General features: G+C 66.8%; 12 protein-coding genes, 1 tRNA gene and 1 pseudogene. 3 read left to right on the top strand and 11 right to left on the bottom strand.

Annotated elements, in window-relative coordinates; genetic code table 11:
• Positions 1-153: 153 nt before the first annotated feature.
• From ACT53N_RS13000 to ACT53N_RS12985, 4 genes and pseudogenes are all read right to left on the bottom strand, one after another.
• Positions 154-2439 (bottom strand): glycoside hydrolase family 3 N-terminal domain-containing protein, encoded by a 2286-nt coding sequence (locus ACT53N_RS13000; protein WP_476064295.1) that lies wholly within the window; start codon positions 2437-2439, stop codon positions 154-156.
• Positions 2440-2539: 100 nt separating this feature from the next.
• Positions 2540-4441, bottom strand: coding sequence for a glycoside hydrolase family 2 protein (locus tag ACT53N_RS12995; RefSeq protein ID WP_476064294.1), 1902 nt, complete (start codon positions 4439-4441; stop codon positions 2540-2542).
• A 104-nt stretch (positions 4442-4545) separates the two neighbouring features.
• Positions 4546-7041, bottom strand: a complete 2496-nt coding sequence (locus ACT53N_RS12990; protein WP_476064293.1) for a TonB-dependent receptor — start codon at positions 7039-7041, stop codon at positions 4546-4548.
• A gap of 7 nt (positions 7042-7048) precedes the next feature.
• A pseudogene (locus tag ACT53N_RS12985) lies at positions 7049-7222 on the bottom strand (hypothetical protein); the annotation flags it as partial.
• Positions 7223-7402: 180 nt separating this feature from the next.
• Between ACT53N_RS12985 and ACT53N_RS12980 the strand changes: the two are divergent.
• Positions 7403-8035: a TetR/AcrR family transcriptional regulator gene (locus ACT53N_RS12980; RefSeq protein WP_476064292.1), complete on the top strand. Its 633-nt coding sequence runs from the start codon at positions 7403-7405 to the stop codon at positions 8033-8035.
• Here the strand turns inward: ACT53N_RS12980 and ACT53N_RS12975 are convergent.
• Positions 8028-8372, bottom strand: coding sequence for an MmcQ/YjbR family DNA-binding protein (locus ACT53N_RS12975; protein WP_476064291.1), 345 nt, complete (start codon positions 8370-8372; stop codon positions 8028-8030). The two genes, ACT53N_RS12980 and ACT53N_RS12975, sit on opposite strands and share 8 nt — an antisense overlap.
• Positions 8372-9025 carry a peptide-methionine (S)-S-oxide reductase MsrA gene (gene msrA, locus ACT53N_RS12970; protein ID WP_476064290.1) on the bottom strand — a complete coding sequence of 218 codons (654 nt, stop codon included), beginning with the start codon at positions 9023-9025 and terminating at the stop codon, positions 8372-8374. The genes ACT53N_RS12975 and msrA overlap by 1 nt, the downstream gene beginning before the upstream one ends.
• 267 nt (positions 9026-9292) lie before the next feature.
• Between msrA and ACT53N_RS12965 the strand changes: the two genes are divergently transcribed.
• Together ACT53N_RS12965 and ACT53N_RS12960 are read left to right on the top strand one after the other, a co-directional pair.
• A tRNA-Ser gene (locus tag ACT53N_RS12965) sits at positions 9293-9382 on the top strand.
• Between the two features lie 204 nt (positions 9383-9586).
• Complete coding sequence (locus ACT53N_RS12960; protein ID WP_476064526.1) at positions 9587-9817, top strand: DUF5681 domain-containing protein; 231 nt, start codon at positions 9587-9589, stop codon at positions 9815-9817.
• Here ACT53N_RS12960 and ACT53N_RS12955 read toward each other — a convergent pair.
• The 5 genes from ACT53N_RS12955 to ACT53N_RS12935 are packed head-to-tail and all read right to left on the bottom strand — an operon-like array spanning position 9785 to position 14049.
• Positions 9785-10438, bottom strand: a complete 654-nt coding sequence (locus tag ACT53N_RS12955) for a tetratricopeptide repeat protein (protein WP_476064289.1) — start codon at positions 10436-10438, stop codon at positions 9785-9787. The two genes, ACT53N_RS12960 and ACT53N_RS12955, sit on opposite strands and share 33 nt — an antisense overlap.
• 18 nt (positions 10439-10456) lie before the next feature.
• Positions 10457-11209 carry an SDR family NAD(P)-dependent oxidoreductase gene (locus ACT53N_RS12950; protein WP_476064288.1) on the bottom strand — a complete coding sequence of 251 codons (753 nt, stop codon included), beginning with the start codon at positions 11207-11209 and terminating at the stop codon, positions 10457-10459.
• A complete protein-coding gene (locus tag ACT53N_RS12945; protein ID WP_476064287.1) occupies positions 11202-11870 on the bottom strand; it encodes a TenA family transcriptional regulator in 669 nt (222 codons plus the stop codon). The genes ACT53N_RS12950 and ACT53N_RS12945 overlap by 8 nt, the downstream gene beginning before the upstream one ends.
• Entirely contained in the window at positions 11867-13333 is a 1467-nt protein-coding gene (locus ACT53N_RS12940) for an AMP-binding protein (RefSeq protein ID WP_476064286.1), read from the bottom strand. Before ACT53N_RS12940 ends, ACT53N_RS12945 begins: the two co-directional genes overlap by 4 nt.
• A complete protein-coding gene (locus ACT53N_RS12935) occupies positions 13330-14049 on the bottom strand; it encodes a thermostable hemolysin (protein ID WP_476064285.1) in 720 nt (239 codons plus the stop codon). The genes ACT53N_RS12940 and ACT53N_RS12935 overlap by 4 nt, the downstream gene beginning before the upstream one ends.
• Between the last annotated feature and the right edge of the window lie 79 nt (positions 14050-14128).

Raw genomic sequence — 14128 nt, 5'->3', positions numbered from 1 at the left:
AGGACCAGCCGGCTTCACAAAAAGGTGTCGGACGCGGTGGGGTGCGCCGAGTAGCCGACACATCCAATGAGTCAGGCTCGGAAGCAACGCGCCAGTCTGTCACAGAAGTGCGACATACCGGCGCAGGCGCCGCTCTTTTGAGCATCCAGGGCGTCAGGACAATGAAACCGGCGTCTCGATCGCCGCCGGCGACGTGTCGCTCCACCCGTCGACGTCAATCATGAACGCGGCGCGGCTGCGAATATCGGCCGACGAGGCGCCGACCATTAGGTCGATCCGACCCTTCTGGATCCGCCAACGCCCGGCGTCCCAGAAGGCGCACTGGCGGGCTGAGAGGGCGAAGGTCAGCCGCCGGCTCTCGCCCGGCTTCAGCGTCAGGCGACGGAAACCCCGCAGCTCCTTGACCGGTCGTGCGACCGCCGAGACCGGGTCGCGCATGTAGAGTTGCACGACCTCGTCGGCCGTGACCTTGCCCGCGTTGGTCACCGTCACGGTGGCCAGCACGGTTTCGCCGGCGCCGATGGCGGCCTTGTCCAGCGCAAGGTCGGAATAGGCGAAACGGGCGTAAGAAAGACCGTGACCGAACGGATAGACCGGGCCGATGTCCAGGTCGTGATAGCGCACGGTGTCCTTGGCGAGGTCAGGGTCGGCCGGGCGACCGGTGGGATAGTGGGCGTAGGTCTCGGGCAGGCTTCCCGAAGTCCGAGGCAGGCCCATGGGAAGTCGCCCGGCGGGAGAGACCTCACCCAGGAGGATGTCGGCCAGGGCGGGGCCGCTTTCGACGCCCAGCAGCCAGGTCATCAGCGCCGCGGGCGTCTTGGCCAGCAGGTCGGGGATGGCCAGCGGACGGCCGCCCATCACCAGCAACACAACCGGCTTACCGGTCGCCAGGATCGCCTCGGCCAGCGCCTTCTGGCCGCCGGGTAGAGAGAGATCCGAGCGGCTGCGTGACTCGGCGCTGTGGTCGAAGTCTTCGCCGACCACCAGCAGGGTGACATCGGCGGCCTTGGCGACCTCCACGGCGGTCGCGACGCCCGACACGTCGTCCGAGCGCGGGGCGGCGCCGGGAACGTACGCTACGCCGGGCAGCCGGGCCTTCAACGCCGAGATCAGGGTGACGGCGTCGGTCTCCTCACCGCGGGCCTTCCAGGACCCGATGGCGCTGCGGGCGTCGTCGGCCAGGGCCCCGACCACGGCGACCTTGGCGTTCCTGGCCAGCGGCAGCAGATCGCCGTCGTTCTTCAGCAGCACCACAGCCTTGCGCGCGGCGTCGCGGGCGATGGCGCGGTGCGGCGCGGAGACCATCACCGTCTTTTCGCGCGCTACGTCGCCGAACCGGTAGGGGTCGTCGAACAGGCCCAGGCGCGCCTTGGTCATCAGGATGTGGGTCACGGCCTGGTCGACCAGCGGCAGCAGGCCAGGATCCTCGGCGAGGGCCGTCTTCAGGTGCGCGGCGTAGACGCCGCCCGCCATGTCCATGTCGACGCCCGCCTTCAGCGCCAGGGCCGCGGCCTGGGCCGGGGTCTCGGCGACGCCGTGGGCGATCAACTCGGCGATGGCGTTCCAGTCGCTGACCACGATGCCGTCGAAGCCCCACTTGTCGCGCAGCAGGCCCCTGACGAGCGCGGCGTTCGCGGTGGTCGGCACGCCGCCGATATCGTTGAACGCGGTCATGTACGAGCCCGCGCCCGCAGCCTTGCCAGCGGCGAAGGGCGGAAGGATCACCTCTTGCAGCGTGCGGTCCGAGATGTCGGCGCTGTCGTAGTCGCGGCCGCCCGCCACCGCGCCATAGGCGCCGAAGTGCTTGACGCAGGCCAGCACCGTGTCACGGCCGGCCAGGTCCTTGGTCTGGAAGCCTTCAGTCTGGGCGACGCTCATCACCGAGCCGAGATAGGCGTCTTCGCCCGAGCCCTCGACCACCCGACCCCAGCGCGGATCGCGCGCAACGTCGACCATCGGCGCGAAGGTCCAGTGCAGGCCCGCGACGCTCGTCTCAACCGCCGCCATGCGCGCGCAGGCGCGATAGGCGTCGGGATCGAAGGTCGCGGCCATGGCCAGCGGGACCGGATAGAGCGTGCGATAGCCGTGCACCACGTCGATGGCGAACAGGAGCGGGATCTTCAGTCGGGATTCCTCGACCGCCACCTTCTGCAGGTCTCGCAGGAACTGGGCGCCCGCGACGTGCAGGTACGAGCCCACCCCGCCCTTGCGCACCAGATCCAGCGCCGCAGCATCGATCCTAGAGTTCAGCGCCTTCTGTCGGCCGCCGGGCGGCTGGTGCATCTGGCCGATCTTCTCGTCCAGCGTCATCCGCGACAACAGATCCTGGACCTTGCGAACGCGATCGGCGCTGACGGGGCGGGCGTGGCCGGGCCCAGGGGCAAGCAGGGTGGTCGCCAGGGCCAAGCCGCCCGCCATCACAGTCCGCCGCGTCGTCATGCCATCCCTATCGTCTGATGTTCTCGCCCCTGGCGGGCGCGAAAGTGATAGCGCTGTCATGGGCGGCGCGCCACCGCGACCTTGGTCTAGGGTCCCGGCTCTAGCGACCGGCTTGCTTGGCCTTGAAGAAGTCGCGCAGCACATAGAACGCCGGCTTGCGGCGACCGGTCGGCGATAGCAGGCCCTTGCGATTCCAACCCTGCTGATAGATCGGGTGCTGGCGACGGGGGCTGCGGAAATCCTTGAGGATCCAGGGCGAGATTCCGCGCAGGGTCGGGGCCTTGTCGGCCATGGCCAGTGTCTTCTCGTAATACTTTTTCTGGAAATCCTCGGAGAACTTGCGCATCAGCGCGGGGTCGCTGAAGCCGGCCAGGGCATCCGCCCCGAACTCGGAGAACACCAAGGGCTTGTCTGTCGCGCGCCAGGTCGTGGCGGGCAGGGCGTCCAGCGCATCGTTGCTGTACCAGCCGTTGTAGGTATTGGCCGCCAGCACATCCAGCTTGTCGGCCAGTGGATCGTTGAGCCCCATGATCACTTGGCCGTCGACCGTCTTGCGATCCGTCAGGAGGGCGGCGGTGACCAGCCGGCTGTCGTCCAGGGCGCGGACGTCGTCGACCAACTGGTAGAGGAAACGGTTGCGAAGCTCGGTGATCGGCGTCTCGTTGGCCACGCTCCACAGAATGATCGAGGCGCGGTTGCGGTCACGGCGAATGTTGTCGGCCAGCATGCCGCGCGCCAACGCCAGGGTGCGCGGATTGCCGAAGTCGACCAGCCAATAGACCGGGATCTCGCTCCAGACCAAGAGGCCCATCTCGTCGGCGACGCGGGTCATGACCTCGCTGTGCGGATAGTGGGCCAGGCGCACGAAGTTGCCGTGCAAGCCATCCTTGACCTCGGACAGCAGCGCCCGCGCGCTGGCCTCGGTGATCGTGCGGGCCGGGTTTTCGCCGAACTCCTCCTCGTGCACTGAAATGCCCCGCAGGTAGATCGGCTTGCCGTTAAGCAGGATTTCTGAGCCCCTGGTCTCGATCGTGCGGAAGCCGACCCGGTCGGTCAGGCGGTCCTCGCCAGCCTGGACGAGGATATCGTAAAGTCGGGGCGTTTCCGGCGACCAGCGCACCAGGCTCTTGGGCGCGGCGATCGCGGTGTTGAGAACGCCCTCGGCGTCGGTTTTACCGACCAGCTCGACGCCCAGAGCGCCGATCCGGACGCGAACTTCCTGGCCGGCGGCTTTGGCGCCGTCGAGCTTGACCGTGGCGGTGATCTTTCCGTCCTTCGACAGCCGCACCCAGGCCTCGTCCACGAAGGTCGCCGGGGTGATCACCAGGCGCATCGGCCTAGTTACCCCGCCATAGTTCTCCCAGTCGGTTACGGGCGGGGGAACGCCGTCGGCCTGCGGCGTGGAGTCGACCCCCAAGGTGATCTGGTTGTCGGCGCGCAAGGTGTCGGTGACCTCAATTGAGAACGGCGTGAAGCCGCCCTCGTGCTCGCCGACCGCCTTGCCGTTCAGATAGACCTTGGCGGTGTAGTTGACGGCCTCGAACCGCAGGAAGGCCCGTTGACCGGGCTTCAGGGCGGGAGCCTCGAAGCGGCGCTGGTACCACATCAGGCCCTGGTAGTGGCGCAGGGTCGGGTCATGACCGATCCAACCCTGGGGCAGGGTGGCCATCGCGCTGCGGTCCATGTCGTATTCGTAGAGGGCGTTTGGTCGCGCGCGCGTGACGGCGTCGACGTCGACATCGTCATAGCGCCGATGCCCTTCGCCCGCCGCGCCGCGGTGAAAGCCCGCCAGACCGTCGCGATACGGGTCGACCGAGTAGCGCCAAGTTCCCGAAAGGTCGACGCCGTCGCGGGTGTCGGCGCGCGTCAGGGTGGGCGTCGAGGCGCTCCCTTGGGTCGGGCCCATCAGCATCAGCGCGGCCAGCGCGGCGGCCAGCGTCGTCCATCCCATGCCCATCGCGTCCTCCAGCCGCCGTTCGGCGCGTCGGGACTGTTCAAGCATGAGCCATGGTCAGGGGGCAACAAAATTGGTCAGGCCAATTTGCGTAAAAGAAAAGCGGCCCGATCGGATGACCGGGCCGCTTGCCTTGAGTGTGTCGCGAGACCTTAGAAGGACTTGCGGACCGTCACGCCGTAGGTGCGCGGGGCGTTCGGATAGCCGCTGTAGCTACCGTCCTGAGCCACGGTCGGGAAGGTCGAGATCAGGCCGTCATCCTTGGTCAGGTTGCGGGCCCAGAGCATCACTTCCAACTCCTTGGCGGTGTTGGTCACGCCGATGCTGGCGTTGACCAGGTTCTGACCCCAGGTCGACAGGTTCGGCGGGGTGGTCTCGGTTAGCTGTGTCTTGCTGGTGTAGTCATACTCGACGCGCGCATAGGCTTGGTAGTCGCCGAAGTCGTGGTTGACGGTCGCCGAGGTCGAGAACGTCCACTTCGGAATGCCCGCCGGAGCGTCGCCGGTCAGATCACGGAAGTTCGGGCGACGACCGGTGGTCGGATCGACCGGGCAGCGCACGGTGTCGTAGTTGACGCAGGCCGCGCCCTTGAAGCTGTCGTACTTCGGATCGAGGTACGTGACAGCGGCCGTCAGGTTCAGCCAGCCCGTCGGACGCCAGGCGCTGTCGACTTCGAAGCCGCGGACCGACTCTTCACCGGCGTTGACCAGGCTGTAGCCCAGGCCCGTGAAGGCGTTGGACTGGAAGCCCTTGATCGACTGCTGGAACACCGCGACGTTGGCGTAGCCGCCGGGGAAGTTGGCCTTCATGCCGGCTTCCAGAACGTCGACGTCTTCCGGATTGGCGCTACGGCCGACGCCGTTGGCGTTCGGCGGACGGCTGTCGGACGACAGGTTGTAGGCGCCGGCCTTCCAGCCCGTCGAGTAGCTGACATAGGCGTTGATGGCGCCGAAGTCGTAAGCCGCGCGGACAGCGTAGGTGATCTTGTCACCCTTCAGCTGACCCGACTCGTTGGCGTTCGGATAGTTCACCGGGCCGTGGTTGGTGGTGTTGCCGTAGAAGAACTGCAGCGCGCCGAGAGCGCTGTAGATGTTGCCCGGCAGGCCAAGGGCGGTGAACTGCGGCACAGCGCCGAGGTTCAGCGACGAGAAGGGGTCCCGCAGGGTGACGAACGACTTGGCCTTCTTGGTGTCCTTCAGGTAGGCCAGACCGCCGGTCAGGGTGAGGTTTTCGGTGACCTCGTAGTCGAACTGGCTGAACAGCGAGACCGAGCGCTGGTCCATCTTGTAGTAGTCGTCGATGCCTTGGCCCGCCTGGAAGTAGGTGGCGCCCGGACGGATCGACGGCGTGACCAGGCTCTGCAGGAACTCGATCGCGTAGAGGTTCGAGCGGCCGGTCAGGGCCGGACGCAGCGTCGGCGGCAGGGCGCCGAGCAGGGTCGCCGGAACCGCGCCGGACAGGACGTCGGCGTAGGCGCGGATGTCCGTGCCGTAGCTGACGGTGCGGCCCGTATCGAGGCTTTCGTCCTGGAAGAAGCCGCCGACCAGCCAGTTGAACGGACCTTCGCTGTTCGACGCCAGGCGGATTTCCTGGGTGAAGGTCTTGATCTCGTTGGCGGTGCGGTTGTTGGAGATGTCGGCGCCGGTGAAGTCGATGTCCTGGAAGGACGCGTTCTTCTGGTTCCGGTAGGCCGTGATCGAGGTCAGCTTGGCGAAGCCCAGGTCATAGTCCAGCTGACCGGAGACGCCACGACCCGAGAGATCGTTCTCGGGGTCGGTGTTGAAGATCACGTTGCGGTCAAAGACCTTGGTCGTGTCGCTGATCGGCTTGCGCAGCACGCCGCCGATGGCCAGCGTGGCCGGGCCGTTGAAGATCGAGCTGACGCCGCAGCAGCGTTCGGTGATCTCGTTGTAGTCGGCGATGAAGCGCATCGACAGCTTGTCGGTGGGCTCGATGAGGATGTCGCCGCGAACCGACCAGCGGTTACGGTTGTTCACGTCGCTGCCGGTGGTCAGGTTGGTGAACAGGCCGTCGCGCTTGTTGTAGCTGCCCGAGACGCGGACGGCGACGGTGTCGCTCAGCGGACCGGTGATCGTGCCCTTCAGCTGCTGGGCGTTGAAGTTGCCGTAGGTGCCTTCGATCTTGCCGCCGAATTCGTACTGCGGCTTCTTGGTGACGATGCTGATCGCGCCGGCCGACACGTTCTTGCCGAACAGGGTCGACTGCGGGCCGCGCAGCACTTCGATGCGTTCGACTTCCGGAAGGTCGTCCAGGGCCGCGGCCGAGCGCGAGCGGTAGACGCCGTCGATGAACACGCCGACCGAGCTTTCGATGCCGTCGTTGCCGTTGCCGTTACCGAAGCCGCGGATCACGAAGTTCGTCTGGCCGGTCGCATTGAACTGCGAGACCTTCAGCGACGGAACGACCGACTGCAGGTCGATCAGGTCGCGCACCTGGGCGCGTTCGATCGTCTGTTGACCGGTGACGGCGACCGAGATCGGCACGTCTTGCAGGGTCTGTTCGCGCTTCGTCGCGGTGACGACGATCTCGGCGATGGAATTGTCGCTAGACGATTGGCTCTGGGCCAGCGCCGGCGAAGCGATGGCGAGCGCGAGGGCTGACACCCCCAGCAGGTGGACGTTTCTCATGAGATACTCCCTGATTTTTATTATCGGCCACGCGACTTCCCGACCCGCCTCGAGCAATTGCGGATTTCTTTTGGGGAAGAGCGGACGTGTTGACGTTGGGGAAGGGCGATCCTGACCGGCCGGTCGCACCGTTCGAGACGGTCGCCTTGGCCTGGCCGTGGATGAAGACGCTTTGCGTCATGTTATCGCCCCAGCACGCGCGGGCTTGCATCCCGAGCGTTGCAGATCCGAACTTAACATGGTCTCGATATTCTAACGCAAGTTAGAATTTATCCGATTGATTGACGGCGCGTTACGGCGGAGTTTGCATATCGACGTTCGTGCGGCGCAAGAACCGGCGGCGTCGCGGAGGAGATCGCCGTTGTCGAAGGGCGCAGACCCTGGTGTCCTGACCGAAGAGGCCAGGCCCTTGGCGCAGAGCCAGAAGTCGATGAAGAAGCGCGAGGCGATCCTGCGCGCGGCCATCGAGATCATCAACACCAAGGGCTTCGCCGCCGCCACCATGACCGACATCGCCGCCGCGCTCGATCTGCGCGACGCGGCGCTCTACTACTATTTCCCCAACAAGCAGGCCTTGGCCTATGCGGGCCACCAGCGCTCTCTGGAGCGCTTCGAAGCCATCCTGATCGCCGTCGAGGCGGGGGGCGGCGCCGGGCTGTGCAAGTTGCGACGGTTCCTCCGCGCCGTGCTGGAAGACGGGGTCGTCAACGGGCCTCAGCTCTATTTCGGCGACCACTCCTATCTCGACGCGGCGCAGCAGCGGGCCATCGACAGCTGGACCGGGCGGTTGGCGCGCAAGCTGGAGCGGTTTCTGGAAGAGGGCATGGACGACGGCACCATCGCGCCCTGTGAACCGCGCCTGGTCGTTCAGTTGCTGGTCGGCATGCTGATCTGGCTGACCAAATGGACGCCCACCACGCCGGGCCTGACAAACGAGCGCCTGCTCGAGGCCATCGAGACGACCGCCCTTTCTGGGCTGGCTCGATCTAGCTGATTCCCAGGCTCGCCCGGGTCTTGCGCGGGAGCTTGGCCGCTACGAGGGCGTGAGCTGTCGCCAGCCAATCAGCCACCTCCGCCTCGTCCTCGCCGCGCATATCTGCGAACCAGACCCACCGGGCGCGCCCCAGATAGGGCGCGGGCTTGGCCCGGCCCGACTCGGTCAGCACTTCGAAGGCGACGTCAGAGGCCTTGAACGAGAAGCTGTCGCCGGCCGCCGCGCGCACCGCGAACATCTTCTCGCCCACCTTGAAGACGTGGTCGTCGCCCCACTGGATCGAGAGGGTCGCGCCTGGCGCCGCCAGGCACGCCGCATCGAACGCCTCGGGCGTCATCAGCCCTCGACGCCCAGTCCGATGGGGCAGACGACGCCTGTGCCGCCGATGCCGCAGTAGCCGTTCGGGTTCTTGGCCAGGTACTGCTGGTGATAGTCCTCGGCGAAATAGAAGGGCCCGGCCGGCGCGATCTCGGTCGTAATCGTTCCAAGCCCGCGCGCCGCGAGCGCCTGCTGGTAGGCGGCCTTCGACTCGGCGGCCGCAGCGGCTTGCGCGTCGCTGGTCACATAGAGTCCCGAGCGGTACTGCGTGCCGATGTCGTTGCCCTGGCGCATGCCCTGGGTCGGGTCATGGTTTTCCCAGAAGGTCTTCAGCAGCGCCTCATAGGTCACGACCTTGGGGTCGAACACCACCATCACCACCTCGGTGTGGCCGGTGCGACCCGTGCAGACCTCTTCGTACGTCGGATTGGGCGTGATCCCGGCCGCGTAGCCTGCTGCGGTCACGTAGACGCCCGGAACCTTCCAGAACACGCGCTCGACGCCCCAGAAACAGCCCATGGCGAAGATCGCCGTCTCCAGACCCTCGGGATAGGGCCCCTTCAGCGCATGACCGTTGATGAAATGAGTGTCGGCCGTCGGGATCGGGGCCGCGCGGCCGGGCAGGGCGGTGTCGGCGGAGGGCAGATCGAGGGTCTTTTGGAGCGACAGCATGGCGGGCCTTTCGCGGCGGAAAACGCTTTGGCGCTAGAGCCTTCCGCTTCAAAACGGAAGCGTTTTGAAGCGATAAGAAGGCTCTAGATCAGATATATAGAGCGTGACTGGCGCCGAAACCGGTTACCGCTTTCGGCGTCACGCTCGACATATAGGCGCGGTCGTCGACGCTTTCATCCCGTAACGTGCTTGCTACCGGCGAGCCCCTGAGTATATTGCGCGCCTTCCCGCGCCGGGGGTCTCAACCACCCCCGACCCGAGTGCGCTGGTGAGGTGGCCGAGTGGTTGAAGGCGCACGCCTGGAACGCGTGTATAGGGGAAACTCTATCGAGGGTTCGAATCCCTCTCTCACCGCCAAACAACCCATTGAAATCTCTCAGTCTTTTTTGATTTCCGGGCCTTGGGTGCAAGGTTTCGGGAAACTCCACCGCGCCTGTTGAATTTCGCTGATCGCGCGCACATTCCCCTATTATCGGAAGCATCCAGTCTCCGCCCAAAAACGACGCCAAATAGCGCCGACATTTCCGAGGGTTAGATTCCAAAAGGGAATCGAGGGTTCGAATCCACATCGGACCGCCACCCAAGCCGCCTAAGGGCAGCCGCTTCAAGAAGGGGCAGAGCGGCAACCCCTGCGGCCGGCCCAAGGCCAAGCCGCTGGGCGAAGACGCCACGGTCTACGAGCGGTTCATGAACACGATCTTCTCGGTCACCGAAAAGGGCCGGCGTGTGAAGCGGACCCTGCGGGAAACCGTTGCGCTTTCAGCGAAGCCTGGCTTGCGCTTCCGCGAGTAGTGCCGCGGCCTGAGCTTTCCGCCCCCGATCCGCGACCTCGCGGCCAGGGCGAGGCGGGGCGCTGATCGCTTTTTTCAGCGCTACGGCGGCGCCAGCATAGTCTTTCTGACGCACCAGGAAATCGCCGTAGAAGAAGTTGGCGTCGACCCCGGCCGGGTTCATGGCCAAGGCTTTCTGCAGGTAGCCTCGCGCCTTGCCGGCGTCGCCAAAGCCGACGGGGAACCCCGGTACCTGCGCGTAGAGAGAGCCCAGGCTCGTATAGACAGAGCCGTCGCCCAGAGCGGCCGGATTGATCTTCTCGGCGCGTTCCAGCAGCGCCTTGGCCTCCTTGGCGAGGGCGAGGCCGCCAAGGCCGCCCTTGGCCCCGGCCTCGGTCGCCTTGGCGATCGCCTCCCACACCAGCGGCTCGGCGCGGTTCGGGTTCTGGCGGGCCAGAGCGTCGGCGTCGGCCGCGATTCTGGCGGCGGCGTCGGCTTGGGCGGACTTGTCGCCGATCTCGTAGTTGGCGTGCGCCCAACTGCGGGCGAGGCTGTCGATACGGGCGTCCAGGACGTCCGCGCGGGCGGCGCTGGCCAGGAGGCTGGTCGACAGGACGAGGGCGGTGAGCAGGGTCTTGCGCATGGGTGTCTTCCGTTATTGTCAGCGGGCGAAGAGCCGCGCGGCCTTGCGGTCGTTGGCGCTCAGGGCGCGGTCAACGAGGCCCGGCAGGATGGCGTTGAGGCGGACGAAAAAGCTCTCGGGAAAGCCGAGATAGACGTCGCGCTTGCGCTTGCGGATCGCCGAGACGATCCGGCGCGCCGTGGCGTCCGGCGCGTCGAGATTCATCTGGGTCGCCTTGGCGAACTCCAGGACCTTGTCGGTGATCATGGCGGTGCGCACGGCGCGGGGCGCGACATAGGTGATGTCGACGCCGCTGCCCGCGACCTCCCGGCGCAACGCCTGGCTCAGGCCTCGCAGTCCGGCCTTGGCGCTGGAATAGGTGGCGAAGTGGGCGAAGTTGATCGAGCCAAAGATCGAGCCGATGTTGACGATCTGACCCGACCCGCGCGCCTTCATCCCCGGCAGCACCGCCTGGGAAAGCCGCGCCGGGGCGACAAGATTGACCAGATAGCCCGAGACAAGGTGAGCCGGATCTTCGGACTCGACGGGACCAAAGTGCTGAACCCCGGCCAGGTTGACCAGGATGTCCCAGCGCCCGCCCTCGACGGCCTTGGCGGCGGCCTCAATGCCCTCCAGCGTCGAGAGGTCATGGCGAAGAAAGCCGTCGACGCCCGGCGGGCGCGAGCGCCCCAGGGCCACGACATGGGCGCCGCTCGCCGCCAGATATTTGGCGACCAGTCCGCCCAGCCCACCTGAGGCGCCAGTGATCAGGACGCTCTTGCGCTCAAGCATGGGCGACCTCGCGGGTGTGCGGAATTGCGCGGAACATCTCGGCGAAGCGGACGAAGATCGCCTTGGCCACCGTGATGATCGCCGCCTGGTCCGCCGGATCCTCGACCTCGTTCATCAGGTTTTCGAAGAAGGTCAGGTGCTCCATGTCGAGCGCCCCGTGCGAGGTCAGGTAGCTGAAGCACTCCGGACCCAGGCCCAGGTTTCGGGCGACCGCCTCAGCGCCGTGGGTCGCCAGCTTCACGCTGGTGCCTTCCAGCACGAACACCATTCCAAAGAAGCCCATCGGGTTGACGTTGGCGATGTAGTCGTAGGCGAAGTCGGTCATGGCCAGGGTCGCCGGGCGCGGCTCACCGTTGCGGACCGCGTTGGGATCGCCGCCGCAGTTCTTGATGTCGGCCAGGATCCAGTGCTCGTGCCCGGTCTCCTCGGCGATATACTCGTCGAGCGCCGCGACGAAACGTTGGTGAGCGCCGTCCATCCGGGCGCGGGCCGCCTGCATCAGCGGCACGGTGTGCTTCACGTGGTGATAGGCCTCGGTGAGGTAGGCGATGTAGGTCTCTCGTGAAATGCGGCCGGTCAGTCCGTCCTGGATCTGAGGCACCGAGGCCAGACCCATCTGGCCATCGACCGTTTCGGTCACGAGGCGTTGGTAGAAGCTCACGCGAGATCTCCTGTCGTGGAAGGTTCGAGGAAGTCCTGGTGGCGGGCGCTGAGCACCGCGCGCCGGGGACGTCCGTTGTTGGTCAGCTCGCCCGCCGCCACATCGAAGCCGTCGCGGATGAGCCAGCGACCGACCTGGGCGTAAGGGGGGAGGTTGGCGTTAGCGCGGGCCACGGCGCTGGCGATCGCGGCCTCGTCCATGCCGGGGATCAGGGGGACGATCAGCGCCGAGAGTTCCGCCTGGGCTTCGCCCAGCACGACCGCCTGCCGGATTTCGGGTTGGGCGGTGAGCTCGCTTTCCACCCACTCTGGCGCGACATTGCGGCCGTGGGTGGTGATGATGGTGTTGGTGCGCCGACCCGAGATGCGCAGGAACCCGTCGGCGTCGATCTCGCCAAGGTCGCCCGTGAACACGGGGCCTTCCCGGGTCTCGCCGCCGGCATAGCCGAGGTAGCTGGCGCCCTCGACGACGATCTCGCCATCCTGGATGCGCACGCTGAGGTGGGGCAGGGGACGGCCGACGGTCCCGGCCTTGCGCGCCGCAGGCGTGTTCAAGGCCACCACCGAGGCGCATTCGCTCAGGCCATAGCCCTCATAGACCGGCAGCCCCAGATCGTCGGCGCGGTCAAGCAGCGACGGCGCGACCTTGGCCCCGCCCACCGCCACCAGCTTCAGCTCGGGCAGACGCACGCCGGTGAAGGTCATCACCATCATCAGCGCCCGCAGTAACTCGGGCACCAGGATCAGGCTGTTGGCGCGCTGCTCGCCGATCGCCGCCGACAGGCGCGGAAGGTCCGGGCGGAACGGATCGGAGAGGCCCAACTGGTCGGCGGGCAGGATGTGATAGCGCCCGCCCGCCAGCAGGGTGGTGTAGAGGCCCGCGACGTTCTCGAGCAGGATCGACAGCGGCAGCAGCGGCAGATGCAGCCCCGCATAGTCGGCGCCGATGGCCTCCACCAGCCCGCCCGCGACGGCTTCCATGTGCTCGTGCGACAGGCAGACGCCCTTGGGCTGTCCGGTCGAGCCGGAGGTGTAGGTGATCTTCGCCGTGCCCGTCGGCAAGGAGCGGTGCGGCAGATCCAGCGGCGTCACGCGCAGCGCGGTTCCGGCGAGGCTCAGATCGCCTTCGCCCTCCGGGTCGGCCTCGATCAAAAGGCCCGCGCCCGCGTCGCGCATCGCATGGTCGCGCTGGGCGTCGGTGAAGAAGCCGGGCAGGGGCAGGCTGGTCCAGCCCAGCCGCATCAGCGCCAGATCCAGGATGACCCAGGCCAGACCGTTGGGCAGCCGCACGGCGACGGGCGCGCCGGCGCGGACCATCGGCGCCCACATCGAAAGCTCACGCGCCGCGCCCTCGATCGCCGTCTCCAGCGCGCCGTAGGTCAAAGTCAGGGTCTGGTCGCTCAGCGCGATCCGCTGATCGTCGAGACGCGCGCGCTGGGCGATCGCCGCCAGGATGCTGCTCATTGCGCGCCCCCCAGGCTGGGATGCAGCCGCGCGCAGGGGCCTTCGATCGCGGGCGGCTCCGCCAGCAGCAGTTGCGTCAGGGGCTCCAGCGCGGGCGCGATCGGTCCGGCCAGAACCTCCGGGTCACGTGCGTAGTAGCCGCCCCAGTCGTCAGCTTCGGCGCCGAGCCGCGCGGGATCGGCCGTGGTCAGGCGCTGAGTCGGAAAGCCCACCCGTCCAAAGGTCCGGCGCAGTTGCCGGGTGGCCGTAGCCACGGCGTGATCGCAGCCCAGCTGGTGCAGGTGACCCGCCAGCGCCATGAACAGGAACAGCGAGGCGCCGGCGCTCTGGGAGGCGAGGTTGCCGATCTCGGCGACGCGAGGCCGACGGATCGTGGTTCCAAACGCCTTAGAGATCGCCGTCTCCACCGTCTCGTCGAGATAGCGCTCAAGGAACAGCGGCGCGTCGGCGGCGAGGCGGAAGCCGACGGCCGCATGGATCTCGCCTTGGGCGTCCTGAACGCTCATCAGGGTGGGATAGTGGGCGCGGATACGGCCGCTGAACGCCTCGGCATAGGTGGCCTCGATATAGGCCTCGACCCGGCTGCGCTCGGGCTGAAAGTGGTGATGCAGGGAGATCACCCGGGGCTCGACCGAGGTGAAGCGTCGCACGCGGTCGGCGTCGAACCGCAGGCTGCCGACGGCCGCGCCGTCGCTCATCATGGTCACTTCCAGCACGGGAGCCTCCTGCCCGACGGCGCGCGTCTGCGCCCTTCGACCGGCAAGGACGACGCGCTCGGAAAGGCGCCTCAAAGCT

The organism is Caulobacter sp. DMC95 (assembly GCF_056313785.1).
The sequence above is the reverse complement of the archived record's forward strand: the minus strand, read 5'-3'. Positions and strand labels throughout refer to the sequence as shown.

Bases quoted from the DNA above. Each gene is read 5' to 3' on its own strand.
- ACT53N_RS12950 (WP_476064288.1), bottom strand. From the start codon at position 11,209: ATGCTTGAGCGCAAGAGCGTCCTGATCACTGGCGCCTCAGGTGGGCTG.
- ACT53N_RS12940 (WP_476064286.1), bottom strand. From the start codon at position 13,333: ATGAGCAGCATCCTGGCGGCGATCGCCCAGCGCGCGCGTCTCGACGAT.
- ACT53N_RS12990 (WP_476064293.1), bottom strand. From the start codon at position 7,041: ATGAGAAACGTCCACCTGCTGGGGGTGTCAGCCCTCGCGCTCGCCATC.
- ACT53N_RS12975 (WP_476064291.1), bottom strand. From the start codon at position 8,372: ATGACGCCCGAGGCGTTCGATGCGGCGTGCCTGGCGGCGCCAGGCGCG.
- ACT53N_RS13000 (WP_476064295.1), bottom strand. From the start codon at position 2,439: ATGACGACGCGGCGGACTGTGATGGCGGGCGGCTTGGCCCTGGCGACC.
- ACT53N_RS12955 (WP_476064289.1), bottom strand. From the start codon at position 10,438: ATGCGCAAGACCCTGCTCACCGCCCTCGTCCTGTCGACCAGCCTCCTG.
- ACT53N_RS12995 (WP_476064294.1), bottom strand. From the start codon at position 4,441: ATGCTTGAACAGTCCCGACGCGCCGAACGGCGGCTGGAGGACGCGATG.
- msrA (WP_476064290.1), bottom strand. From the start codon at position 9,025: ATGCTGTCGCTCCAAAAGACCCTCGATCTGCCCTCCGCCGACACCGCC.